Source organism: Allobosea sp. 67-29 (assembly GCF_001898115.1).
Classification (GTDB): Bacteria; Pseudomonadota; Alphaproteobacteria; order Rhizobiales; family Beijerinckiaceae; genus Allobosea.
In genome coordinates, this window is sequence record NZ_MKSQ01000005.1 from 170,439 (window position 1) to 192,897 (window position 22,459).

24 protein-coding genes and 1 tRNA gene are annotated in these 22,459 nt (G+C 69.2%); 10 read left to right on the forward strand and 15 right to left on the reverse strand.

What is annotated here, in order from left to right; genetic code table 11:
* Nucleotides 1-20: 20 nt before the first annotated feature.
* Together BGO20_RS01340 and BGO20_RS01345 are read right to left on the reverse strand one after the other, a co-directional pair.
* Nucleotides 21-533 (reverse strand): A24 family peptidase, encoded by a 513-nt coding sequence (locus BGO20_RS01340; RefSeq protein WP_291662864.1) that lies wholly within the window; start codon nucleotides 531-533, stop codon nucleotides 21-23.
* Between the two features lie 145 nt (nucleotides 534-678).
* On the reverse strand, nucleotides 679-846 hold the full coding sequence (locus tag BGO20_RS01345; protein ID WP_291662865.1) for a Flp family type IVb pilin: 168 nt from the start codon (nucleotides 844-846) through the stop codon (nucleotides 679-681).
* Between the two features lie 415 nt (nucleotides 847-1,261).
* Here BGO20_RS01345 and BGO20_RS01350 point away from each other — a divergent pair, with 415 nt between their 5' ends.
* The 3 genes from BGO20_RS01350 to BGO20_RS01360 all read left to right on the forward strand — a co-directional run bounded on the left by BGO20_RS01350 (nucleotide 1,262) and on the right by BGO20_RS01360 (nucleotide 3,155).
* Nucleotides 1,262-1,780, forward strand: coding sequence for a pilus assembly protein N-terminal domain-containing protein (locus BGO20_RS01350; protein WP_291662866.1), 519 nt, complete (start codon nucleotides 1,262-1,264; stop codon nucleotides 1,778-1,780).
* 170 nt (nucleotides 1,781-1,950) lie between these two features.
* The gene (locus BGO20_RS01355; RefSeq protein WP_291662868.1) at nucleotides 1,951-2,562 is read left to right on the forward strand and encodes a TadE/TadG family type IV pilus assembly protein; all 612 of its coding nucleotides are present in this window, start codon (nucleotides 1,951-1,953) and stop codon (nucleotides 2,560-2,562) included.
* Nucleotides 2,559-3,155: a TadE/TadG family type IV pilus assembly protein gene (locus BGO20_RS01360; RefSeq protein ID WP_291662869.1), complete on the forward strand. Its 597-nt coding sequence runs from the start codon at nucleotides 2,559-2,561 to the stop codon at nucleotides 3,153-3,155. Before BGO20_RS01355 ends, BGO20_RS01360 begins: the two co-directional genes overlap by 4 nt.
* 40 nt (nucleotides 3,156-3,195) lie before the next feature.
* On the opposite strand, the gene BGO20_RS01365 is transcribed toward BGO20_RS01360, so the two are convergent.
* The 3 genes from BGO20_RS01365 to BGO20_RS01375 all read right to left on the reverse strand — a co-directional run bounded on the left by BGO20_RS01365 (nucleotide 3,196) and on the right by BGO20_RS01375 (nucleotide 5,704).
* Nucleotides 3,196-3,720, reverse strand: a complete 525-nt coding sequence (locus tag BGO20_RS01365) for a retropepsin-like aspartic protease family protein (RefSeq protein ID WP_291662870.1) — start codon at nucleotides 3,718-3,720, stop codon at nucleotides 3,196-3,198.
* 173 nt (nucleotides 3,721-3,893) lie between these two features.
* Nucleotides 3,894-4,811 carry a ribokinase gene (locus BGO20_RS01370; RefSeq protein ID WP_291662872.1) on the reverse strand — a complete coding sequence of 306 codons (918 nt, stop codon included), beginning with the start codon at nucleotides 4,809-4,811 and terminating at the stop codon, nucleotides 3,894-3,896.
* The gene (locus tag BGO20_RS01375) at nucleotides 4,808-5,704 is read right to left on the reverse strand and encodes a 2-dehydro-3-deoxygalactonokinase (protein WP_291662874.1); all 897 of its coding nucleotides are present in this window, start codon (nucleotides 5,702-5,704) and stop codon (nucleotides 4,808-4,810) included. The genes BGO20_RS01370 and BGO20_RS01375 overlap by 4 nt, the downstream gene beginning before the upstream one ends.
* Nucleotides 5,705-5,860: 156 nt before the next feature.
* On the opposite strand from BGO20_RS01375, the gene BGO20_RS01380 reads away from it, so the two are divergent.
* Nucleotides 5,861-6,745, forward strand: coding sequence for an aldose epimerase family protein (locus tag BGO20_RS01380; protein ID WP_291662876.1), 885 nt, complete (start codon nucleotides 5,861-5,863; stop codon nucleotides 6,743-6,745).
* A gap of 3 nt (nucleotides 6,746-6,748) precedes the next feature.
* Here the strand turns inward: BGO20_RS01380 and BGO20_RS01385 are convergent, their stop codons facing one another.
* The 5 genes from BGO20_RS01385 to trpA form a co-directional block, all read right to left on the reverse strand.
* Complete coding sequence (locus BGO20_RS01385; protein ID WP_291662878.1) at nucleotides 6,749-7,468, reverse strand: L,D-transpeptidase; 720 nt, start codon at nucleotides 7,466-7,468, stop codon at nucleotides 6,749-6,751.
* 130 nt (nucleotides 7,469-7,598) lie between these two features.
* On the reverse strand, nucleotides 7,599-8,441 hold the full coding sequence (locus tag BGO20_RS01390; RefSeq protein ID WP_291662879.1) for an aldo/keto reductase: 843 nt from the start codon (nucleotides 8,439-8,441) through the stop codon (nucleotides 7,599-7,601).
* A 71-nt stretch (nucleotides 8,442-8,512) separates the two neighbouring features.
* Entirely contained in the window at nucleotides 8,513-9,835 is a 1,323-nt protein-coding gene (locus BGO20_RS01395; protein WP_291662880.1) for a bifunctional folylpolyglutamate synthase/dihydrofolate synthase, read from the reverse strand.
* Nucleotides 9,836-9,961: 126 nt separating this feature from the next.
* Nucleotides 9,962-10,867: an acetyl-CoA carboxylase, carboxyltransferase subunit beta gene (gene accD / locus BGO20_RS01400; protein WP_291662882.1), complete on the reverse strand. Its 906-nt coding sequence runs from the start codon at nucleotides 10,865-10,867 to the stop codon at nucleotides 9,962-9,964.
* Between the two features lie 97 nt (nucleotides 10,868-10,964).
* Entirely contained in the window at nucleotides 10,965-11,810 is an 846-nt protein-coding gene (gene trpA, locus BGO20_RS01405) for a tryptophan synthase subunit alpha (protein ID WP_291662883.1), read from the reverse strand.
* 78 nt (nucleotides 11,811-11,888) lie between these two features.
* Between trpA and hrpB the strand changes: the two genes are divergently transcribed.
* Complete coding sequence (gene hrpB / locus BGO20_RS01410; RefSeq protein ID WP_291662885.1) at nucleotides 11,889-14,393, forward strand: ATP-dependent helicase HrpB; 2,505 nt, start codon at nucleotides 11,889-11,891, stop codon at nucleotides 14,391-14,393.
* Between the two features lie 9 nt (nucleotides 14,394-14,402).
* On the opposite strand, the gene BGO20_RS01415 is transcribed toward hrpB, so the two are convergent.
* The 3 genes from BGO20_RS01415 to aroA form a co-directional block, all read right to left on the reverse strand.
* Nucleotides 14,403-15,212, reverse strand: a complete 810-nt coding sequence (locus BGO20_RS01415; RefSeq protein WP_291662887.1) for a DUF1194 domain-containing protein — start codon at nucleotides 15,210-15,212, stop codon at nucleotides 14,403-14,405.
* A 125-nt stretch (nucleotides 15,213-15,337) separates the two neighbouring features.
* Nucleotides 15,338-15,985 carry a (d)CMP kinase gene (cmk, locus tag BGO20_RS01420; protein ID WP_291662888.1) on the reverse strand — a complete coding sequence of 216 codons (648 nt, stop codon included), beginning with the start codon at nucleotides 15,983-15,985 and terminating at the stop codon, nucleotides 15,338-15,340.
* Nucleotides 15,982-17,325, reverse strand: a complete 1,344-nt coding sequence (aroA, locus tag BGO20_RS01425) for a 3-phosphoshikimate 1-carboxyvinyltransferase (RefSeq protein ID WP_291662889.1) — start codon at nucleotides 17,323-17,325, stop codon at nucleotides 15,982-15,984. The genes cmk and aroA overlap by 4 nt, the downstream gene beginning before the upstream one ends.
* 228 nt (nucleotides 17,326-17,553) lie before the next feature.
* Between aroA and BGO20_RS01430 the strand changes: the two genes are divergently transcribed.
* Both BGO20_RS01430 and BGO20_RS01435 read left to right on the forward strand, forming a co-directional pair.
* Nucleotides 17,554-17,946, forward strand: coding sequence for a TIGR02300 family protein (locus BGO20_RS01430; RefSeq protein WP_291662891.1), 393 nt, complete (start codon nucleotides 17,554-17,556; stop codon nucleotides 17,944-17,946).
* Between the two features lie 165 nt (nucleotides 17,947-18,111).
* Nucleotides 18,112-18,187, forward strand: a tRNA-Ala gene (locus BGO20_RS01435).
* Nucleotides 18,188-18,250: 63 nt separating this feature from the next.
* Here BGO20_RS01435 and BGO20_RS01440 read toward each other — a convergent pair.
* Nucleotides 18,251-19,459, reverse strand: coding sequence for an MFS transporter (locus BGO20_RS01440; RefSeq protein ID WP_291662892.1), 1,209 nt, complete (start codon nucleotides 19,457-19,459; stop codon nucleotides 18,251-18,253).
* Nucleotides 19,460-19,549: 90 nt separating this feature from the next.
* Nucleotides 19,550-19,996, reverse strand: coding sequence for a VOC family protein (locus tag BGO20_RS01445; protein ID WP_291662894.1), 447 nt, complete (start codon nucleotides 19,994-19,996; stop codon nucleotides 19,550-19,552).
* Between the two features lie 450 nt (nucleotides 19,997-20,446).
* Here BGO20_RS01445 and BGO20_RS01450 point away from each other — a divergent pair, with 450 nt between their 5' ends.
* The 3 genes from BGO20_RS01450 to BGO20_RS01460 are packed head-to-tail and all read left to right on the forward strand — an operon-like array spanning nucleotide 20,447 to nucleotide 22,458.
* A complete protein-coding gene (locus tag BGO20_RS01450) occupies nucleotides 20,447-20,536 on the forward strand; it encodes a K(+)-transporting ATPase subunit F (RefSeq protein ID WP_291662896.1) in 90 nt (29 codons plus the stop codon).
* A gap of 30 nt (nucleotides 20,537-20,566) precedes the next feature.
* Nucleotides 20,567-22,270 (forward strand): potassium-transporting ATPase subunit KdpA, encoded by a 1,704-nt coding sequence (kdpA, locus tag BGO20_RS01455; protein ID WP_291663484.1) that lies wholly within the window; start codon nucleotides 20,567-20,569, stop codon nucleotides 22,268-22,270.
* An 11-nt stretch (nucleotides 22,271-22,281) separates the two neighbouring features.
* Entirely contained in the window at nucleotides 22,282-22,458 is a 177-nt protein-coding gene (locus BGO20_RS01460) for a hypothetical protein (protein WP_291662898.1), read from the forward strand.
* Nucleotide 22,459 lies beyond the last annotated feature (1 nt).

A 22,459-nucleotide genomic window follows, 5' to 3' on the forward strand; every position in this document is an offset into this window, starting at 1 on the left:
GCAGCGGAAGCGGGGCGTCGTCACAGACCCAGGGCGGCCCGCCAGATCGAGGTCTCCGGCAGCACGAACAGGGCGGAGAAGGCCAGCGCGATGCCATAGGGCACGCCCTGGTTCGCGGCGTGAAGGCGCTGCGCCCAGCCCCAGTTCGCCGCCGGCGACGGCAGGGGGCGCGCCCGGAGCATCAGGATCAACCCGGTGAGCACGCCGCCGAAGATGGCGGCGAACAGCAGGTAGGGCATCAGCTGGTCGAAGCCGAACCACAATGCAGTGGCGGCGACCAGCTTCGCATCCCCTCCTCCGATCCAGCCCGCGGCGAAGAGGCCGAAGGCGACGACCAGGACAAGCCCGCCGGCGGCCAGATGCTGGCCGATCTCCGCAAGGCTGAGCCCCAGCACCATCGCGCAGGCCGCGAACCCGCCGGCCAATGCCAGGCACAGCCGGTTCGAGATCGTCATCGAGACGAGGTCGCTGGCGGCCGCATAGGCCATGGCGAGCGGGAACAGGCCGAGGACGAGAATGAGGGACGGCGACATGGAAGCAGGCTCCGGATACGCGTCATTCTGGCGGCGATTGGTCACCGAAAGCTTTATGCGGATCGCAAAAGGCTTCGTGCAAAGACAAAAAAGGGCGCTCCGGATCGACCGGAGCGCCCTGACGGCCGTCAATCGACGGCAGCGATTACTGGTTCAGCGTCGTGGCGATGGTCGTGAACTTCCCGATCAGGGCAGTGCCGACGCTGGTCATCGCGGTGATCGCGGCGACGGCGATCAGGGCGGCGATCAGGCCGTATTCGATGGCGGTGGCGCCGGACTCGTCCTTGGCGAAGCGAGCGAAGATCTTGGTCATGTTGGAAACTCCTCTTACCACGGTTTGACTGCTGCCTTCGCTCTGAGCGGCTTCGGTCAGCGACAGGACCGACATTAGCGGCGGCGTCTTGCCGAACTGTTAAACGAACTGAAGAATTGGGCCGATTGCGCAGGGGTTTATTCTGTGGTTAATGGCCAATTTACGAGCAAAAATCGAGATATAACTTAGTAAGATTGTCCGTATCCGAAGTCGATTACGGTAAACAACTCATTTAGGCAATTCCGGAAACGGAGTTGATTTGTGCGGGCCGCGTATCCGACCGGGTGCTGGGCGACGTAATTCCCCTTGGTTAGATCGGCATCATTACAGCGCAAGCCGTCGATTCCGACAGTTTAGGGTTTGATTCATCATTTTGGGCTTTGTTGCTGAGGTCGCAAACTTCGAGGCGCCGCCCATGTCCATTCTCCGGAGCTTGGCAGGACATCGTTCCCGCATCTCGCGGACCCTTGCGGGCCTGTCGCTGGTGCCGTTCCTGGCGGCCGGCGCCGCGTCCGCCGCCCAGCCGTCCGGGGCACCGGAAAGCGTCGTCGTGCTGGTCGATCAGGCCAAGGTCGTCCGCCTGCCGGAAAACGCGCAGACGGTCATCGTCGGCAACCCGGCCATTGCGGATGTCGCCGTCCAGCGCAACGGCGTGATGGTCGTGACCGGGAAGAGCTTCGGCGTCACCAATCTGATCGCGCTCGATGCGGGTGGCACCCTCCTGGCGGAATCGCTCGTGCGCGTGAGCGCGGCTTCCGATTCCGTCCTGACCGTCCAGCGCGGCATGGACCGCGAGAGCTATTCCTGCACGCCCCAGTGCCAGCCTTCGGTGCAATTGGGCGATGCGCAGAAATATTTCGGCGAGGTCGGGGCTCAGTCTACCGCCCGAAACGCGCTCGCTGTCGGCGGCCGCGCCGGCCCCGCGCCGCAATAGGCGGAAGTCCGGCCCGGCATTGCCGATGGGGGCGCGGGTCGTTGGTAAACAAAGCCTTGCGGGTGCCGTTGAGTAAGGCAGGGCCCCTCTAACCGATCCGAAATTCTTTCGCGGTAAGGCTGTGCTCCATCGGGCGCCGTGCCCGTAAGCAACAATGGATTGCGCATCGGATGACGGCCAATCTCCAGACCGGCGACAGCCCGCGAAAGCGCGGGAAGAGGCGATCGCTGCTGACATTCGGTCGCGCCCAGGAGGGGGCCGCGGCCATCGAGTTCGGCATCGTCGCCGTGCCGTTCTTCGCGCTGCTGTTCGCGATCTTCGAGACCGCCCTGATGTTCTGGACGAACGAGGTGCTCGAGGAATCTCTCTCCCAGGCGTCGCGGCGCCTGCTCACCGGCCAGGCGGTCAGCCGCTATACTTCGTCGAATCCGGCCGTGAACGCCCAGGCCTTCCGCGACGACATCTGCGCGGTCGCGCCGATGGGCCTGATCGACTGTTCCAAGCTCTATGTCGACGTCAAGATCTATACGAACTTTGCCGGCGCGAACTCCGGAACGGGCAATCCGGTGGCCAACGGGGCGCTGAACACCAACGGCTTCTCCTACAATCAGCCGCAGCCGGGGCAGATCGTCGTGGCGCGGGCGGTGCTGGACTATCACCTGTTCCTGACGGCCTGGGCTTCGAGTGCGCTGGCCAATATCGGTTCCGGCCATCGGGCGCTGGTCGCGACGACCACCTTCCGGGCAGAGCCGTTCACGACCGGTTCGGGAGCCGGCACATGAGGCGGATTGGCCACGGCCGCCGCTGGCGCGGCTTCCGGCGCGACGACAAGGGCTTCGCGCTGGTCGAGTTCGCGATGGCCCTGCCGGTCATGCTCGTCGCCTATTGCGGCATGGTCGATGTCGTCCAGATGGTGATGGCGAACCGCAAGGTGACGCAGCTGACGCTGGCGCTCGCCGACCTGACCGCCCGCGCCGCCGCCGTCGCGCCTGCCGATGTCGAGAACATCTTCGACGCGGCGCAGAGCGTACTGATGCCGTTCGACGCCTCCAATGCGAGCATGGTGATCTCCAGCGTGGTCGTTGATGCGAACGGCAATGCGCGGGTGTGCTGGAGCAACCAGCGCAACGGCCAGGCACTCGTGCGCGGCGCGACGGTGCTCCTGCCCGACAGCATCCGCGTGCCCAGCACGTCGGTGATCATGGCGACCGCCAGCTATCGCTACACGCCGCAGACGGGCTACGTCCTGACCGGCAGCTTCACGCTCGGCGACAATCCGATCTATTCGCGTCCGCGCGCCGGGCAGGCGGTCGGGACCGGCAATATCGAGCAGGTCGTCCGGACGGGAACGAAACCCTGCCCGGACTTCAACTAGAAACGGTCACCGGCGGCCCGGCGGATTCGCCGCCGGCCCGTCAGCCGCGCAGCACCATCCGCCCGGTCTGGACCTCGTAGCCGCGCAGCTTGCCGAGGAAGGAGTTCCCGAGCAGGCTCACCGACAGCGCGCCCGGCGGCATCACCACCGCATCGACGTTGCGCACGACGATGTCGCCGAGCCGGACCTCGCGCAGCGTGGTGCGCGTTGCCGTCACCGTGCCGTTGGCGGTGCTCAGCAGCATCTGGCGCGCGCCCCTCTCGGGCCTGATCCCGAGCGCCCTGGCATCGTCGGCCGTGAGCGCGACGATGCTGGCGCCCGTATCGACCATCATCTTGATCCGGTAGTTGTCGATCGTCGGGTGGACGACGTAATGGCCGCGATAATCGGCCGCGACGGCGAGCAGGGCGGGGCCGCGGCGCTCCGGCTGGGCCGGCGACGTTGCCACGGACGCCGCGCGCGCAGGCTCGGCATCGACCCGCGGGGCGAGCCACTGCGTGTAGCCGAGCGCGACGCCGATCACGGTTGCCGCCACGCCCAGGGCCCAACTCGACGGATTCGCCACCTTGCCCCGCTCCGGTTGTCGCGTGTCGTCGAGCGCGGCGGATGGCGCTCGCGACGACGCTGCTCGCTCGAAGCCTGGCCGGTCAGGCCTGACGAAGCGTGAACGTCATGCCCGGGATTGGCGACAAATCGGGTTGAGCACCGTCGTTCCGTGCCCTCAGCCTTAATCGAGCCTTACCCCGCTTGCGAAAAGGAGCGTTCGACGAGCGCTGCGATGTCCTGGGCATAGGGAATGCTCGGCTGCGCCCCGGCGCGCATGCAGGCGAGCGAGCCGGCAGCCAGCCCCCGACGCAACGCATCGGGCAGGCTCGCTCCGGCCGCGAGTGCGGCGGCGAAGGCGCCCGTGAAGCTGTCGCCCGCCGCAACGGTGTCGACGACCGCGACCTGCGGCGCCTCGAGGCGCTGCCGCAGGCCGCCCTGCCAGCTCACGACGCCGGCCGCCCCCAGGGTCGCGACGCCCGTGATGCCCCGTTCCGCATCGAGCCGCCGGATGATGGCGTCCGGCTCGCGCTCCGGCCAGCCCAGGGCCTCGGCGAGCACCAGGGCCTCGTGCTCGTTCACGATCAGGATGTCGACGAGGTCGAGCAGCGCCGGTGACGGGGCGCCTGCCGGGGCGAGATTGAGGACGACGCGGCCACCGGCGCCTTTCATCAGCCGCGCGGCTTCGATGCAGGCCGGCTCGGGCACCTCCCGCTGCAGGAGCAGGATGTCGTCGGGGCCGACCGGCAGGTGCCGCAAGGCATCGGCGCGGGCTTCGGCATTGGCGCCGGCCGCGACGATGATCTGGTTCGCGCCTTGCCGGTCGATCGCGATGAAGGCCGCGCCCGTCGGCGCGTCGAGCCGCGCGACCTGGTTTAGGGCGACCCCGTCGGCCGCGAGCAGCGAGAGCGCCGTCTCGCCGAAGCCGTCCCGCCCGGCCGCTCCGACCAGCACGACCTCCGCGCCGGCGCGCCGTGCCGCAAGCGCCTGGTTCGCGCCCTTGCCGCCGGGATGGACCGCATAGTCCGGCCCCAGGACGGTCTCCCCGGCGCCGGGCAGCCGCTCGACCCGCGTCACGAGATCGATATTGATCGAGCCGAAGACGACGATCATCGGGAGAGACCCGAAGCAAGGCGCCGGACCCCGGCGACGAAAGCGGCTTCGGGGGTGGCGATGGTGGTTTCGAGACCCGCCGCCGCAAGCGCGGCGCCGTAGCTCTCGGCCAGCGCGCCATCCGCGACGAGATGCACACGGTGCGCCCTGCCGAACAGCGCCTCCGCGCCGGCGATCTCCTGCGCCACCAGCAGCGAGGACAGGAACGGGCCGACCTCGCCGGGGCGCATTCGTCCCGCCAGAACTTCGGTTCGCGCCGCAAAGGCCGCATTCAGCAGCCCGGCCGGGCCTCGTGCCGCGGCACGGCCGCGCTCGGCTCCGCGCCCCGCGTCGTCGGCGACCGGTTCCTCGGCCAGCCGCGCCAGGATCGACTGGTTGCGGAGCAACCCGTAGATCTCGCCGGTCATGAAGCTCGCGAACCGGGTGATCCGCCCGCCGCGGATCTCGGCCCATTTCGAATGCGTGCCCGGCAGGCAGGCGAGGCCATCGTCGAGGCCGAGCCCGACGATCAGCGTCTCCTCGCCGCGCATCACGTCGAAGGCACCGTCGTCGCAGCTCAGACCCGGCAGGATCGTCGCCCGGGTATCCGCCGCGAGATCGACGGTGATGCCGGCCGCCGCGATGTCTCCCGGAGAGGCGGGGCAGGCGACATAGGGCGCCTCGACCCAGCCGTTGCGGCTGCCGACCATGCCGGCGAGGACGATCGCGGCGTCGGGGGCAGCCCTCCGGAGCTCTCCCGCCAGTGCCTCGAAGGCGGCCGGGTATCCGCCGGCCGCGACCGACTGGATGCCCCGGTCGGTGAGACGCCGCTGCAGGACGCGGCCGTCCTCCGATATCAGGAAGGCACGCGCGCGGGTCGTGCCCCAGTCGAGCGCGATCAATGGCTTGAACATGGCAGGCTCCAGAAGGGGCGGGAAATCTCCTCGCCGCGGGCGGGCGGGTCAAGAGCCGTCCGGGCTGGTTTGCCGATCGTGCTTGCGGGCCAGGCTTGTATCTCTCGCGACGCGACGCGAATCTCGCCGCGCGATCCCCTTGATTCTGGATGCCCGATGCTCGAGCTCGAATCCGCCGGTCTGACGGCCGTCATCGTCCCGGAGGCGGGCGGCATCGTCTCCCGTCTCGATTGGCGCGGGCCGGACGGGCGCCTTCATGCCGTGCTGAAGCCGCCCGGTGAGATCGCGCCCTCGACGGCGGCGCCGAATTTCTGCGGCAGCTGGGCGATGCTGCCTTTCGCCAATCGCGCCTTCGGCTGCGTCATCGACGATGGCGAGAGGCGTTTCCTGGTTCCGTCCAACGATCCGAGCGGGGCCATTCACGGCTTCGGCTGGCAGGCGGCCTGGGATGTGCTGCGGTATGACCGCGGCCATACCGTGCTCGAACATCGCCGCGTGGCCGGTGCCGATCCGTACCGCTATCGTGCCCGGCAGGAGATCCTGCTCGACGAGCACGGGTTGACCATCCGCATCGCAATCGTGAACGAGGCGGACTCGGCACTACCCTTTGGAATCGGGCACCACCCCTGGTTTCCCTGCGCGGCCGATACACGCCTCGTCATGCGAGCGAGGGGCGCACTCGTCTTCGGCGAGGCGTTCCGGGCCACGGGGCAGGAGGGCTTCGACCAAGGCGGACCTTACGCGCTGCCAAGACCCTTTCGCAGCGAAGAGGTCACCGCCTGGAGCTTCCTCGGCTGGGACGGCACCGCCCGGATCGAAACGCCATCGGCCGGTCTCGCCACCACGCTGACCGCGAGCGAGAGCCTCGATTGCCCGGTGGTGTGGGCGCCCGCGCGGGCGGATTTCCTCTGCGTGGAGCCGCAGAGCCATGCCATCGGCGCACCGAGCGAGCCGGAGGCCCGCCTGGCCGCGCCGCTGCAGCGGCTCGCGCCGGGCGAGGTGCTGGAGGGCTGGCTGCGCATCCGGCCCGAAGCCCTCTGAACCTTAGCGCCAGCCGTAGCCGTATCCGCTCGGATAATAGGGCTGATAGCCGTAGGCGCGGGCAGGGAGCGCCGGCCGCAGCATGATCTGGCCGCGCGCCGTCTCCCAGCCGTCGCCGCGTCCCTGCCGGGCAAGGGCGGCCGGGTGACCGCGATGGCCCCCGGCCTTCGCGAGCTTAGCCTTGCCGTGATGGATCTTGCCGTGATGGATCCCGGCAAGATGGGCTGCTTTGGCCTTGTGCTGGGCGGCCTTGGTCTTGTGCGACGAGGCCCTGGCGAAGCGCGAGAGATTGTCCGGCGCGGCGCCGTGGAGGGCGATGCGCGTCTGGCTCGCGCCGTATTTCTTCACCAGCGCGAAGAGTTTCGCCGCATTGGCAGGGTGCAGCCGGATGCAGCCATGCGAGGCCGGGCGGCCGAGCGCGCCGACGGCGGTCGTGCCGTGGATGGCGTAGCCGCCGCGGAAGAACACGGCGTGAGGCATCGCGCCGCCGTATTTGCGCGAGTACCAGTTCTTCTCGAGCCGGGTCGGCCGGTAGACGCCGTTCGGCGAGCGGAAGCCCGTGCGGCCGGAGGAGATCTTCCAGTCGTAGACCTCGCCGTCGGGGGCGGTGACGGTCATGCGCTGGGCGGCGATGTCGACCTTCACCTCGACGCCGGCATGGGCTGCGGCGGCTCCGAGGACGGACAGGAACAGGGCGGCCAGGATGCCGAGAAAGCGACGCATCGTCCAAACTCCGAAAACGCAACTGTCGAGCGGGCGTTCGCGGGCTCTGGCGGCCTCGCCCTTGGCTTCAGCAAAGCGCGGGCGCCGAGAGGTGTAAAGCGGGAAGGCGGAACGTGGTTTCCGCGCGCCGTCAGATCATCGGCAGCGAGGACGGCTTGCCTCCGCGCGGGAAGGCGGCGTCGATCCGCGCGATCTCGCTCTCCGAGAGGGCGAGGTCCAGCGCGCCGGCATTGTCCGCGACATGGGCGAGGCTGCCTGCCTTCGGGATGGCGAAGACGGATGGCCGCCGTGTGAGGAAGGCGAGAGCGACCTGCCGTGACGTGGCGCCGCGGGCCGTGGCGATCTCCGCCAGGACCCTGCCCTGTGCGCTGCCCGGTTCCGGAAAGTCGTGATGGCCGAAGGGGCTGTAGGCGGTGACGGCGACGCCATGGCGCTCGCACCAGGGGATCACCGCATGTTCGATGGCGCGCTCGCGCAGATGGTAGAGCACCTGGTTGCAGGCGATCCGGCCCTTGCCGGCGGCGGCCAGCGCCTCGTCGAGATCGTCCTCGTCAAAATTGCTGACGCCCCAGGACAGGATCTTGCCCTCCTGCTTCAGCGCCTCGAAGGCGGCGAAGGTCTCGGCCAAAGCGTGCGGCCCGCGCCAGTGCAGCAGGTAGCAGTCGAGCCGGTCGGTTCCGAGTTGCCTCAGCGAGCCTTCGCAGGCGGCGCGCACGCCCTGCCGCGAGGCGTTGTGCGGCAGCACTTTCGAGACGAGGAAGACCTCGTCGCGCCGGCCGGCGATCGCCTCGCCGATGATCGCCTCGGAACGGCCGTCGCCATACATCTCGGCGGTGTCGATATGGCTGAGGCCGAGGTCGAGCCCGCGCTGCAAGGCGGCGATCGCTTCGCGCCTGTCGCCGCGCTCGATATACCAGCTGCCCTGGCCGATGCTGGGAACCGCCGGCCCGCCGGTGCCGAAGCTGCGCTGCATGGGAACCTCCTTCGTGGATTTCGATCCAGAACGACGCAGGCTCGCGCCGCCGAAGCTGCCGGCCTCCGGGTTCAGGTCGGCGGCGTGCCGTTGGCGGAAAGCACCTCGCCCGCCAGATAGAGCGAGCCGCAGATCAGGATGCGCGGCGGGGCAGGCCAGTCCTGCGCGGCGATGCTCCGCAGCGCCTGTTCGACCGAGCTTGCCACCTCGGCCTGCAGGCCGGCGCCGCGCCCGGCTTCCGCAACCTCTTCGGCCGGGCGGGCGGCGAGCGAGTTCTGGATCGGCACCGCATAGAGCATCTGGGCCAGCCCCTTGAAGTGGCCAAGCGTGGCGGCGGCGTCCTTGGTCGAGAGCAGGCCCGCGATCATGACGAGCGGCGCCGGATTGCGGTCGGCGAGGTCGGCCATGGCCTGCGCCAGGACGCGCCCGCCATCGGGATTATGCCCGCCGTCGAGCCAGAGCTCGGCGCGTTCCGGCACGAGTTCGGCCAGATGGCCGCGCGCCAGTCGCTGCAGCCGCGCCGGCCAGTCGGCGTTGCGCATGCCCTCCTCGAAGGCGCCGGTGGGCAAGCCGCCATAGCCGGCGGCCCGCAGCGCCGCGATCGCGGTGCCGGCGTTGATGTGCTGGTGGCGCCCGGCCAGGCGCGGCAGCGGCAGGTCGAGCAGCCCGTCCTGATCCTCGTAGACCAGCCGGCCGCCCGCCTCGTGGACGTTGAAATCCTGCGCGCCGATCAGGATCTTGGAGGCACCGGCGCGCTCGGCCGCCGCTTCCAGAACCGCGGTCGGCTCCGGCTCCTGCGGCGCGATCACGGCTGGCGCGCCGCGCTTGAAGATGCCGGCCTTTTCGCCGGCGATCTTGGTGACGGTGTCGCCGAGATATTCGGAATGGTCGAGCGAGACCGGCGTCACCACCGTGCAGGCCGGGTGCGCGATGACGTTGGTGGCGTCGTAGCGTCCGCCGAGCCCGACCTCGAGCAGCAGCACGTCGGCCGGGTTCTCGGCGAAGAGCAGCAGCCCTGCCGCCGTCGTCATCTCGAAGAACGTGATCGGGTCGCCGGCGTTGACGGCCTCGCAGCGTTCAAGTGCCTCGACGAGCTTGTCCTCGTCGACGAAGCGCCCGCCGCCGGGCGCGCCGAGCCGGATGCGCTCGTGGAAGCGCACCAGATGCGGCGAGATATAGACATGCACGGACAGGCCGGCCGCCTCGAGGATCGCCCGCATGAAGGCGATGGTCGAGCCCTTGCCGTTGGTGCCGGCGACATGGATCACCGGCGGCAGCTTCTTCTGGGGATCGCCGAGGCGTTCCAGCAGGGTCAGGATGCGGCCGAGCGAGAGATCGATCAGCTTCGGATGCAGCGCCATGAAGCGCGCCAGCAGCGTGTCGGAAGAGCCCATGAGGCGCGCTCCGGCCTACAGCATCGTCTCGAGCGGCGGCGGAGGCCGGTCCGCCCGAGCAACGCTTTGATGACAAGACATGGAGAATCTCCGCTCCGCGATGGGAAGCGGAGACGCTTCCGAGCTTCAGACGGCCTCGGCGACCAGCTGCGGCGGCAGGGCCGCGGCCTCCTTGGGTGCCGCCGCCGGCTGCCTGGTCAGCAGCCTTCCGAGGCGGGCGAGCGTCTCCGGCAGGTCGCGGCGATGCACGACCATGTCGACCATGCCGTGGTCCTTGAGATATTCGGAACGCTGGAAGCCGTCCGGCAGTTTCTCGCGGATCGTCTGCTCGATCACGCGCGGCCCGGCGAAGCCGATCAGCGCGCCGGGCTCGGCGATATGGATGTCGCCCAGCATGGCGTAGGAGGCGGTGACGCCGCCCGTGGTCGGGTTGGTCAGCACCACGAAATAGGGCAGGCCCGCGGCCCGCAGCCGCCGGATCGCGACGGTGGTGCGCGGCAATTGCATCAGCGAGAGGATGCCCTCCTGCATGCGCGCCCCGCCGGAGGCGGCGAACACGACATAGGGTGTCTTCTTCTCCAGCGCCGTCTCGGCGCCCTTGATGAAGGCCTCGCCGGCCGCCATGCCGAGCGAGCCGCCCATGAAATGGAAATCCTGCGCGGCGACGGTCATCGGCAAGCCCTTGACCCGGCCGTAGCCGACCTTGAAGGCGTCCTGCGCGCCGGTTTTGGCGCGGGCGTCCTTCAGCCTGTCGACATAGCGCTTCTCGTCGCGGAACTTGAGCGGGTCGGTCGTCACCTCGGGCAGGGCGACATCGACCCACTTGCCCTCGTCGAAGGTCAGCCGCAGCCGCTCCGGCGCGGTGACGCGCATATGGTGCTCGGAGCCGGGAATGACGTAGCCGTTGGCCTCGACATCCTTGTGGAAGACCATCTGCCCCGAATCCGGGCATTTGATCCAGAGGTTTTCCGGGCTCTCGCGCTTGAACAGCGTCTTGATGCGGGGCCGGACGACTTCGGAAATCCAGTTCATCGGATCATCCCTGATGGGCCTTGAGGCGGCCTCGGGCCGCCAGGCGAGAGATGGGGATCGGCTTTTCGCCGGCAAAGGCCCGGCGCGCAAGCCCTGTTCAGGCGGCCTTGGCCGCCGTGCGCACGCCCTGCGCGAGCTCGGCGACCAGCGAAGTGACAGCCGAAACCGTCTTTTCCGTGGCCTTGCCCTGGTCATCGAGCGAGAGGCGGACACGCTCGACGAGGGCCGAGCCGACGACGACGCCGTCGGCGCGGCTCGCGATGGTGGCTGCGTCCGCCGCGGTCTTGACGCCGAAGCCGACGGCGACAGGCAGGTCGGTATGGCGCTTGATGCGCGCCACCGCATCGCCCACCGCGCCGTAATCGGCGATGGCGCCGCCGGTGACCCCGGTCACCGAGACGTAGTAGACAAAGCCCGAGGTGTTCTGCAGCACCTTGGGCAGGCGCCGGTCGTCGGTCGTCGGCGTGGCGAGGCGGATGAAGTTGACGCCGGCCTTCAGCGCCGGGAGGCAGAGCTCGGCATCTTCCTCGGGCGGCAGGTCCACGACGATCAGCCCGTCGACGCCGGCCTTCAGCGCGTCCTTCAGGAAGGCGTCGACGCCATAGACGTAGATCGGGTTGTAATAGCCCATCAGGATGATCGGCGTATCGTGACCGGCCCTGCGGAAGTCGGCGACCATGGCGAGCGTCTTGCGCAGCGTCTGCCCGCCTTTCAGCGCGCGCTGGCCGGCGAGCTGCACCGGCACGCCGTCGGCCATCGGGTCGGTGAAGGGCACGCCGAGCTCGATCAGGTCGGCGCCGGCCGCCGGCAGGCCGGCGAGGATCGCGCTCGAGGTGGCGAGGTCGGGGTCGCCCGCCGTGACGAAGGTCACGAGCGCGGCCCGGCCTTCGCGGGCGCAGGCCTCGAAGCGGGACTGGATGCGGTTGGCAGCGATGTCGGTCATGAGCCTGCGGTTAGCATGACCGGGCCGTGCTGGCGAGTGGCTTGCAAGCGGACCGAGCCTGCGCCACATCGGCCGGACATGCGCGCCTTCCACCAAGCCCTGCCGATCGATGCCGTTCTCGGACGTCTCGCCGCCTCCTTGCGGTCGCAGCCGAACGCCGTGCTCGTCGCACCGCCGGGCGCCGGCAAGACCACGCGCGTGCCGCTCGCGCTTCTCGACGAGCCTTGGACGAAGGGCGGCAAGCTCATCCTGCTCGAGCCGCGCCGGCTCGCCGCCCGCGGCGCGGCCAGTCGCATGGCCCAGACGCTGGGCGAGCGGGTCGGCGAGACGGTCGGCCTGCGCGTCCGCCTCGGCTCCAAGATCGGCCCCAAGACGCGCATCGAGGTCGTGACCGAGGGCGTCTTCGCCCGGATGATCCTCGACGATCCCGCGCTCGACGGCGTCGCTGCCGTGCTCTTCGACGAGTTCCACGAACGCTCGCTCGATGCCGATTTCGGGCTCGCGCTGGCACTCGATGCGCAGGGCGGCCTGCGCGAGGATCTGCGCATCCTCGTGATGTCGGCGACGCTCGACGGCGCCCGCGTCGCCAGATTGCTGGGCGATGCCCCGGTGATCGAAAGCGAGGGCCGCGCCTATCCGGTCGAGACGCGTTATCGCGGCCGCGACCCGCTGAAGCGCATCGAGGACCAGGTCACCGAGACCGTGCTGCTGGCGCTGAACGAGCAGCCTGGCTCGCAGCTCGTCTTCCTGCCCGGCCAGGGCGAGATCCGCCGCGTCGAGGAGCGTCTGCGCGAAAGGTTGCGCGATCCGGCCGTCGAGATCGCTCCGCTCTATGGTGCGCTCGACCAGCGCGAGCAGGATCGCGCCGTGCTGCCGGCGCCGGCGGGCAGGCGCAAGGTCGTGCTCGCCACGGCCATCGCCGAGACCTCGCTGACCATCGAGGGCGTCCGTGTCGTCATCGATTCCGGCCTCGCCCGCGTGCCCGTCTACGAGCCCGATATCGGCGTCACCAGGCTGGAGACCCGCCGCGTCAGCCGCGCCGCCGCCGATCAACGCCGCGGCCGCGCCGGTCGCACCGAACCGGGCGTCTGCTACAGGCTCTGGGAGGAAGCCGCGACCGGCGCGCTCGAACCGTTCGCCCGGCCGGAAATCCTCTCTGCCGATCTGAGCCCGCTGCTGCTCGACTGCGCCGCCTGGGGCGTGGCCGATCCGACGACGCTCGCCTTCCTCGACCCGCCGCCGGCTCCCGCCCTCAAGGAGGCGCGCAGCCTTCTGGAAGCCATCCGTGCGCTCGATTCCGGTGGCCGCATCACGGCAGACGGCCGCGCCTTGCAGGCCCTGCCCTTGCCGCCTCGCCTCGCGCGCATGGTCGTGGCCGCCGCCCGCTTCGGGCAGGCCGGTGCGGCGGCCGATCTCGCCGCCGTTCTGGTCGAGCGCGGGCTGGGCGGCGATGCCATCGATCTCGCCGAGCGTCTGGATCGTTTCGGCCGCGAACGCGGCGGCCGGGCGGGCGACATGCGCCGCCTCGCCGAGGGTTGGGCAAGAACGGCAGAGCGCCACGCCCGCCGGGACGGAGCTTTCGCTGACGAGGCGCTGTCGCCGGGCCTGTTGCTCGCCTTCGCCTATCCCGACCGGATCGCGAAGGCGCGTAGCCCCGGTTCCGGCCAGTATCTTCTCGCCAATGGCCGTGGCGGGGCGCTGGAGTCGTCGCAGCGCCTTGCGCGCGAGCCCTATCTCGTCGTCGCGGAGATGACCGGATCAGCCCAGCAGGCCCGCATCATGGCCGCCACCGCGATCTCGGAGGCCGAGATCGGCTTGCTCGTCGGCCATGGCTCGGCGCCTTACGCCATCGTCGAACGCGAGGAAGCGGGCTTCGATCGGGCTTCGCGCGCCCTGCGTGTCCGGGCCGTGCGCCGCTACGGAGCGCTGTCGCTGGCGGAGCGGCCGATGCCCGTGGCGGACACCGCGGAGAACGCCGAGGCCTTGGCGAAAGGTATCGCGTCGCTCGGCATCGACCAACTGCCCTGGACCAGGGCGCAAAACCAGCTGCGCGAGCGCGCAGCCTTCCTGCGCAAGGCCGAGCCCGAAGGCGGCTGGCCCGACCTCTCGGATGACGGCCTGGCGCAGACGCCGGAACTCTGGCTGGCCCCGCATCTCATCGGCCGCGCTTCCGTCGCTGCGATCCAGCCTTCCGATCTCGATTCGGCACTGGCGAGCCTGCTGCCCTGGGAGCTGAAGCGCCGGCTCGATCTGGAGGCGCCGACACATTTCACCGCCCCGACCGGCTCCTCGCTTGCGGTCGACTACGCCGCCGAGGCCGGCCCGACGATTTCGGTGCGCGTGCAGGAGCTCTATGGGCTGGCGAGCCACCCGGCGCTCGCCGGCGGGCGCGTGCCGCTGGTGCTGGAATTGCTCTCGCCCGCACACCGGCCGATCCAGGTCACGCGTGATCTGCCCGGCTTCTGGCGCGGTTCCTGGACCGCGGTGAAATCCGAGATGAAGGGCCGCTACCCGCGCCATCCCTGGCCGGACGATCCGGCTGCCGCCGCGCCGACCACGCGGGCCAAGCCGCGCGGGAGCTGAGGCTCGTCCTCAATTGCCCATCCGCTCGCGCCATTGCCGCTCTCCGGCAAGGCATGTGGCTGGGTTGGTCGCCTGCGCCTTCTGGATCGTCGCTTCCGCCGGAGCGGCGGCGATCTCGCGCAGCAGCTTGGTGCGCGTCGCCTCGACGAACTGGCTCTTGTCGCGGATCGGGATGACGAAGGCACCGATGCCGGTGACGACGCAGTCCTTGTAGTAGACGTCGAGATTATCGATGTCGAAATAGCCCGCCTGCTTCAGCATCACCGGCAGGCCGTTGATGGCGATGCCCTTCGCTCCGGCCTCGTCGCGGGCGGCGGTGACGGGGCGCCCGTCATTGTTGGCGCCGTCGCCGGAAATGTCGATGACGCGACGCAGGGTCGTGACGTTGGCCTGTTCGAGCAGCTGCACGCCGAGATCGATCGCGCCGGAGATCGAGGTGCGCCGGCCCCGTCGCGTGGGTGCCTCGCCGAGCTCCTCCGCAAAGGCGGTGGCGGCTGCTGGGCTGTCGATGATCTTCCACGGCCGGACGACATACTGGAAATGGCCGCCGGCCCATTCGAAATAGGTCACGGCGATCTTGCCGATCGCACCGTTGACGATCGCGTCCTGCAGCGGTTTCGAGCGAAACGCCTCGATATAGCCGTTGCGCTGCAGGGCGAGCTCATCGAGATCCATCGAGTAGGAGACGTCGACGGCCAGCACCAGCGCGACGTCGACCTCTTCGGGCGGGGGCGCCGCGGACGGCTGCGCATTCGGGGCGGCGTGGGCCCACAGCACCGCCGCTGCCAGAGTCGAGACACCGTACAGCCAGCGCCGCATCGCCACCTCCGTCATTCTGTCGCGAAGGGAGTGTGCGCTCGCGCGTGAGCAAGGCCAAGGCCGAAAAAGCCGGCTCTCAGGCTCGCTGCGATAGCGATTTCGCGAGGAACGGAGGCAGGCTCGGGTCAGGCGGCCCGGCGGCGCTCGATGATGTCGATCGCTGCCGCGACGACCTCCTCGACGGTGAGGGCCGAGGTGTCGAGGACGACGGCGTCCGCCGCGGCCTTCAACGGCGCGTCGCTGCGCCCCGAATCGCGGGCGTCGCGGCGCCGGATATCGGCAAGGATGGCTTCGAAGGATGCATCGTCGCCCCTGCCGGCGAGTTCCTTGTGGCGCCGTGCGGCGCGGACCTCGGGGGTGGCGGTGACGAAGAGCTTGGCGGGTGCATCGGGGCAGATCACGGTGCCGATGTCGCGTCCGTCGAGCACGGCCCCGCCAGGCTGGCTCGCGAAGCGCCGCTGCCGGGCGAGCAGCCCCGCGCGCACCGCCGGCATCGCGGCGACCACCGAGGCGGCCTCGCCGATCTCGCGGCCGCGCAGCCTTTCCTCCGGAAAGCCGGCCTCGTCGAAGCTGCCGACGATCTGTTCGGCCGCCTCCGCATCGTGGATGTCGTGCCCGGCATCGAGCATCGCGCGCGCGACGATGCGGTAGAGCAGGCCGGTATCGAGGCAGGGCAGGCCGTAATGGGCCGCGAGCCGCTTCGCCAGCGTGCCCTTGCCCGAGGCGGCGGGGCCGTCGACGGCGATGACGAGGTCACGCCCGGCGGGCTTCATCCGATCCGGCCTCCGAGACCGTTCATTAGCGAAACGAAACTCGGAAAGCTGGTGGCGATCATCAGCCCGTCATCGACGATGACGGGCTCGCGCGTCGCTAGGCCCATGACGAGGAAGCTCATCGCGATGCGGTGGTCGAGATGGGTCGCGATCGGCCCGCCGCCGCGCACCGGCGCCCCGCCCGAGCCCTCGACGATCAGGTCGTCGCCCTCGATCGCGCAGCTCACGCCGGCGGCCCTCAGCCCGGCCTCGACTGCCGCGAGGCGGTCCGATTCCTTCACGCGCAGCTCCTGCAGGCCGCACATCCGCGTCGTGCCATGAGCGAAGGCGGCCGCCACGGCCAGCACAGGATATTCGTCGATCATCGACGGTGCCCGCTCCGGCGGCACGGTCACGCCCTTGAGCTGGGACCCGCGCACGCGCAGGTCGGCGACGGTCTCTCCGCCCTCGTTGGCCTCGCGTTCGACGGTGATGTCGGCGCCCATCTCGCGCAGCGTCGTCAGCAGGCCGGAGCGCAGCGGGTTGGTCATCACGCTTTCGAGCAGGATGTCCGAGCCCGGCACGATCAGCCCCGCGACCAGCGGAAAGGCGGCGGAGGAAGGGTCGGCCGGCACCACGATCGGCGCCGCCTGCAATTCGGGCTGGCCCTTGAGCACGATGCGCCGCCCATGCGCGCCTTCCGGCGTCACAGTGACCTCGGCGCCGAAATGGGTCAGCATCTTCTCGGTATGGTCGCGCGTCGCCTCCGCTTCGATCACCGTGGTCTCCCCCGGTGCGGCCAGCGCGGCCAGCAGCACGGCCGACTTGATCTGCGCCGAGGCGACGGGCGGACGATAGGTGATCGGGATCGCTTCCTTGGGGCCGCGCAGGGTCAGTGGCACGCGCCCGCCCTCCTGCTGCGAGACGACGACCGTGCCCATCTGCTCGAGCGGGTCGAGGATGCGCCGCATCGGCCGCTTGCGCAGCGAGGCGTCGCCGTCGAAGGTCGTGGTGATCGGGTGCGAGCCGCAGACGCCCATCATCAGGCGCGAGCCGGTGCCGGCGTTGCCGAAATCAAGGATATCGGCCGGCTGGCGCAGGCCGCCGACGCCGACGCCCTGCACGCGCCAGGCGCCTGGCCCGTCATGATGGACGACGGCGCCGAGCGCGCGCGCCGCGGCGGCGGTGCGCATCACGTCCTCGCCTTCGAGCAGCCCGCTGACCCGGGTCTGGCCGATCGCCAGCAGTCCGAAGATCATCGCCCGGTGCGAGATCGACTTGTCGCCGGGCACACGGACGCGCCCCCTGAGCGGGCCACCAGCGCGGGCGGCGACGGGAACGGGATCATGGTCGTGCGACACGGGGCGCTCGCCTCTTGAAGCTCATGCGAAACGGTACGCGGCAGGCCGTAGCATGCCCGCGCCCGGCAAGCCAATGTGCGGCCGGCGCAGGGCCGGGCCGCGCGCCGAATGCGGCTTCGCCGACCGCCGCGGGCCGGGTCGCGCAAATGAGTATTTGACAGCGCCGCGCGCCCCGACTAACGGACGCCCCTGCTTTTCAGAACATGAACGGTTGAAGGGTCCGACGCAGTGGCGAAACCGGAACTCGGAACGAAGCGCGTTTGCCCGGTGACGGGCCGCAAGTTCTACGACTTGAACAAAGACCCCATTGTCTCGCCCTATACGGGCCAGGCCTACCCGCGCGCGATGTTCGAGCCGCAGGCGAAGGCCGCAAGCAAGCCCGAGGCGGATGACGAGGACGAGACCGAGGCCGCCGACGGCGCGGTCGAGATCGTGTCGCTCGACGAGGCCGATGCCGAGGCGTCGGAGAAGGACGCCGTCGTGACCAGCGAGGAAGACATCGAGGTCGAGGATGTCGGCGGCGACGACGAGGACGACACCTTCCTCGAGGAGGATGAGGAAGGCGACGACGACGTCTCCGACCTGATCGATGGCGACATCGAGGGCGACGAGGACAACTGATCCTCGCCTCGAAAAAAGATGACGGCAAAGCGACATTAGGCGCTTGTGTCTTCAGCCCGGGCCGCCTATAGAGCGCTGCGTCGCCGGCAGGCGGCCCGGACCGGAACCGCCGAGGCGGTCGAAAAGTCCGGTTTGACGGCCGATCCCAACTCGGCCGTGACGCGTGGGGCCATAGCTCAGTTGGGAGAGCGCTTGAATGGCATTCAAGAGGTCGGCGGTTCGATTCCGCCTGGCTCCACCATCTCTCCAAAGCCTGTTTCCACAGATTTAGGGGCGACGCCGGCGGCTTGATCGCCGCGGCCTCCTAGGCCGCCGCTGTTTCGGCTTGCGTCTTCGGGAACGGCCGGAAGGCGACCAGGATCAGCATGGCCGTCAATCCCATCCCCCAGGAGCCGACATAGAGCGGCGCGTAGCTGTCGAAGCGGTCGTAGATCAGCCCGCCGATCAGCGGGCCGGTCGACATGCCCAGGCTACCGGCCATCGCAGTGCCGCCGATGATCGTTCCCATCATCCGGAGCGGGAAGTTCTCGCGGATGATCACCGCATAGAGCGGCATCGTGCCGGCATAGATGAAGCCGACGATCACCGCGACGGCGTAGAACCCCTCTAGCCGGGTGACGAAGGCATAGGCGAGCACGCCGAAGGCCTGCGCCATGAGCCCGATGACGAGGACGCGCTGCGCGCCGAATCGGTCGCCCGCAAGGCCGAAGCCGAGCCGGCCGAACATCCCGGCCAGCCCTTCGAGACTGTAGATCGACACCGCCGCGATCATCGGGATGCCGCAGGTCACCGCGTAGCTCACCGTATGGAAGATCGGGCCGGAATGGGTGGCGCAGCAGAAGAAGTTCGCCAGCATCAGGATCACGAATTGCGGCGAGCGCACGGCTTGCCCGACGGTCATCTCCGGGGCGGGCTCCTGCGCCATCATCGCCGGCGATCCGGCTTCGAGGGCGGGCGGCCGGCGCACCAGCAGCGCCGCCGGGATCATCAGCGCCGCCGCGATGCCGGCGACGATCAGCATCGAATCGCGCCAGTCGTGGATGGTGACGAGCCAGGCCGCGAGCGGCGCCATGGTCATCGGCGCCATGCCCATGCCGGCCGAGACGAGCGAGACGGCCAGGCTCCGCTGGGTGTCGAACCAGCCGGTGACGCAGGCCATCATCGGCGCGAACACGGCGGCCGTCGCCGCGCCGACCAGGAGACCGAACAGGAGCTGGAACGCGATCAGCGAATCGGCCTGGCTGGCCAGCGCCAGGCTCGCCGTCAGCACGATCGATCCGGTCAGCACGACCGGGCGCGGACCGAAGCGGTCGGAGAGATGGCCCCATGCCATGCTGGCGGCCGCCATCGCCAGGAAGCCGATCGTCATCGCCGTGGAGATGCCGGTGACGGACCAACCGGTCTCCTGCGCCATTGGGCGCAGGAAGACGGGCAGCGAGAACATCGCGCCGACCGCGGCGCAGCCCAGCAGGCCGCCCGCCGCGACGATCACCCAGCGATAGGAACGGTTCATCGTGATCTCCGAGGCGGGCGCGGGGTGCCGGATGCGGCTGTCGATGATGTCGACGGGCGGTGTTGCCGCCCGCAGACGGCGTCGGCCGGATCAGGCCTGCGCGGGCTTCCAGCCCGGGGCCGGCATGGTATTGACCATCCACGGAATGCCGAAGCGGTCGACGAGCGATCCGAAGCCGGGCGACCAGAAGGTCTCGGCGAACGGCATGACGGCGCGTCCGCCTTCGCATAGCTGGTCGAACCAGCGCCGGGCCTCGGCCGCGTCATGGCTGTGCAGGGTGACGTCGAAGCCGTTCTTCGGTTTGTCGATGTTGTGGGCCCAGCCGACATCCATGTCGGCGCCCATCAGCGCCTGATCGCCGACCTCGAGCCAGCAATGCATGAGCCAGCTCTTGTACTTCTCGTCGGTGATCGGCATCCCGGGAGGCCCGTCCCCATAGGGAAACGCGGCTGTGATCTTGCCGCCCAGCACCTTGGCGTAGAATTCGAACGCCTCGCGGCACTGGCCCTGGAAGCTGAGGCTGGTCACGATCTTCATGGTCGTCTCCTTGGGGTGGGGGGATTCACGTCGACGCTCGGGCGGTGCCGGCCTGCCGGGGTGGCAAGGCTGTCCGCCGTTCATCTAAGTTGATATCAACGTAATGACTTCGCCGATGTCAACCGGGCGAGGACTTGCTCCTGACAGAATCGGGCGGGGGTGCCCACACCCGGCCGCTCGGGCAAAATTCCTATAGGATTCCTATTCTGGAGGATTGCGGCCGGTCTCGAACGGCTATGCCCCGCACCCGATAATTCCACGCATCGACGATCTGGCCGCCGATCTCGCTTCCGCCTCGGGAGCGGCCCGGCCCCTCGTCCCCCCGCGACGCCTCGGCCGAAAGGACCACGGCAATGGATATCGTCATGATCGGGCTGAGCCTGGCCTTCTTCGCCGCCACCATCGCCTATGTCGCCGCCTGCGACGCGCTCTGAGTCAGGGAACATCACCATGATCGTCGATGACGTCCTCGGTGGAGCGGTAACGGCGCTCCTGCTCGTCTACCTCACCTATGCGCTGCTCCGCCCCGAGCGGTTCTGACCGCGCGAAGCGCAACCGGAAACGATGTCCATGACTCTCAACGGCTGGATCCAGATCCTCGTCTTCTGCGCCATCGTCGTCGCGCTGACGAAGCCGCTCGGCGGCTACATGACGCGCGTCTTCAACGGCGAGCGCACCTTCCTGTCGCCTGTGCTCGCGCCGGTCGAGCGCGGGCTCTACGCGCTGGCCGGCACGCATCCGCGCGAGGAGCAGCACTGGAGCGCCTATGCTGTCGCCCTGCTGCTGTTCAACCTCGCGGGCGTCCTCCTGCTCTACGGGCTGCAGCGCCTCCAGGGGATGCTGCCGCTCAATCCCGACGGCATGAGCACCGTCGCGCCCGATCTCGCCTTCAACACCGCCGTCAGCTTCGTCACCAACACGAACTGGCAGAATTACGGCGGCGAGAGCACCATGTCTTATCTGACGCAGATGCTCGGCCTGACCGTGCAGAACTTCGTCTCAGCGGCGACCGGCATCGCGATTGCGGTGGCGCTGATCCGCGGCTTCGCCCGCGCTTCCGCCAGATCGGTCGGCAGCTTCTGGGTCGACCTCACCCGCGCGACCCTCTATCTGCTCCTGCCGCTCTGCATGGTGCTGACGCTCGCCTATGTGGCGCTCGGCGTGCCGCAGACCCTCGATGGCGCCGTCACCGCGACCACGCTCGAAGGCGCGCAGCAGGCGATCGCGCGGGGGCCCGTCGCCTCGCAGGTCGCGATCAAGATGCTCGGCACCAATGGCGGCGGCTTCTTCAACACCAATGCCGCCCATCCCTTCGAGAATCCGGACGCCATCTCGAACCTGATCCAGATGGTCTCGATCTTTGCGATCGGGGCGGCGCTCACCAACGTCTTCGGCCGGATGGTCGGCAACCAGCGCCAGGGCTGGGCGATCCTGGCCGCGATGGGCACGCTGTTCCTGGCGGGCGTCGCCGTCTGCTATTGGGCCGAGGCCGCCGGCAACCCGCTCGTCCATGCGCTCGGTCTGCAGGGCGGCAACCTCGAAGGCAAGGAGATCCGCTTCGGCATCCCGCTCTCGGCGCTGTTTGCTGTCATCACCACCGCCGCTTCCTGCGGCGCGGTCAACGCCATGCATGGCAGCTTCACCGCGCTCGGCGGGCTGATCCCGCTGATCAACATGGAGCTCGGCGAGGTCATCGTAGGCGGCGTCGGCGCCGGCTTCTACGGCATCGTGCTCTTCGTGGTGCTGGCGATCTTCGTTGCCGGGCTGATGGTCGGCCGCACGCCGGAATATCTCGGCAAGAAGATCGAGGCCAAGGAGGTCAAGATGGCGATGCTCGCCATCCTCTGCCTGCCGGCCGGCATGCTGATCTTCACCGCGATCGCCGTTGTGCTACCCGGCGCCGTCGCCGCGGCCGGCAATGGCGGCCCGCACGGCTTCTCCGAGATCCTCTATGCCTATACCTCGGCGGCGGCCAACAACGGCTCGGCCTTCGCCAGCCTGTCCGGCAACACGCCCTGGTACAACATCACGCTGGGCATCACCATGCTGGTCGGCCGCTTCCTGGTCATCATCCCGGCGCTCGCGATCGCCGGCTCGCTCGCCGCGAAGAAATCGGTGCCCGCCTCGGCCGGTACCTTCCCGACCGACGGGCCGCTCTTCGTCGGCCTTCTCGTCGGCGTGATCCTGATCGTCGGCGGCCTGACCTTCTTCCCCGCCCTCGCGGTGGGCCCGATCGTCGAGCATCTGGCGATGATCGCCGGGCAGAGCTTCTGAGGAGGCGGTCCATGTCGAGCTGTCTTCGCAATCTGCGCCGCGACGCCCGCCCGCCCCGTCGCCAAGGTGGGGCGGGAGCGGGCGAGACATCGCTGCGCCCTGCCACGCTGATCCTTGCCGCTACGGTTGGCCTCGCCCTCTTCGTGCTCGCTATCCGGGCCTTGGCCGCGCTGTTCGCCGGCGCCTGAC